Origin of the sequence: Vibrio sp. 10N.222.48.A3, assembly GCF_041475345.1 — a bacterium.
GTDB lineage: Bacteria > Pseudomonadota > Gammaproteobacteria > Enterobacterales > Vibrionaceae > Vibrio > Vibrio tasmaniensis_A.
The window spans coordinates 1-1048 of sequence record NZ_JBFRVX010000955.1 but is presented as its reverse complement, the minus strand read 5'-3'; the positions used below and the strand labels follow the sequence as shown (position 1 = coordinate 1048).

The 1048-nt window shown below is 41.6% G+C and carries 1 protein-coding gene and 1 pseudogene; one reads left to right on the top strand and one right to left on the bottom strand.

Features of this window, described 5'->3' with window-relative positions:
* Positions 1-55 precede the first annotated feature (55 nt).
* On the top strand, positions 56-850 hold the full coding sequence (miaE, locus tag AB4653_RS22320; protein ID WP_012604394.1) for a tRNA isopentenyl-2-thiomethyl-A-37 hydroxylase MiaE: 795 nt from the start codon (positions 56-58) through the stop codon (positions 848-850).
* A 107-nt stretch (positions 851-957) separates the two neighbouring features.
* Here the strand turns inward: miaE and AB4653_RS22315 are convergent.
* Positions 958-1048, bottom strand: a pseudogene (locus tag AB4653_RS22315) (orotidine-5'-phosphate decarboxylase); the annotation flags it as partial.

The following is a 1048-nucleotide window of genomic DNA, read 5'->3' as shown; positions in this document are numbered from 1 at the left end:
GCCTTTTTTGTACCTGTGGAATTTCCTTTCTCCGTATAGGGGGATCTCTTAAGCTGTGATAAAATCCCGCATTATCAACAAACTTGCCCTTACCATGTATCAAGAATTATTAGCCCCTATACACTCTTTTCTTAAAGCTGAAACGCCAGATTCATGGATAGATGAAGCCAAGAAGCCTGAAAACCTTCATATCATTCTACGCGATCACATGCTTTGTGAACTTAAAGCAGCTCAAAGTGCTTTGTTCCTTATCCGTAAATATGCGGTAGATAAAGAAAGCGCGAAGCAACTGAATGAGTGGATTTTGCCCTACGAGCAATTTGCTTACCGTCGTATTGGAGACTTGGAGTCTCTACGTGGTAAAAGTAATGTATCAAAGCAAATTACAGCGAAAGAAGGCTGTAATTACGGTGCTGACTTGATCGATAAAATGGTATTGCTGATCAAAGAAGAGCTGCATCACTTCTACCAAGTGATGGAATTGATGGTAAAAAAAGGCGTGACTTATCAACCGATCGAGGCGGGCCGCTACGCTAAGGGTTTAATCAAGCAAGTTAAGACTTACGAGCCTGATGCTCTAGTTGATAAGCTTATTATTGGTGCATTTATTGAAGCTCGCTCTTGTGAACGCTTTGCTAAACTGGCTCCTTTCTTAGAAGAAGACATGGAAAAGTTTTACGTATCTCTACTTCGTTCAGAAGCTCGTCACTATCAAGACTATCTTGAACTCGCGGAACAAATCGCAGGGAAAGATATCTCTGAGCGTATTGCTCATTTTGCGCAAGTTGAAGCAGAACTTATCACTTCAGAAGACAGCGACTTTAAGTTTCATAGTGGCGCTCCGGTTTAAGCCGTTTAGAACAAGTCTACTCCAGACCAATTCTGTATTTAGTACACCTATAAGAAGGCCAGCAAATTGCTGGCCTTCTTTATTGGAATTACGACTTAATGATAAGCTTAAGCTAGCGTGCCGTTGATTTCAGCAAGTACTGATGCAGGGTCTGCTGCTTGAGTAATTGGACGACCGATAACAAGATAGTCAGAACCT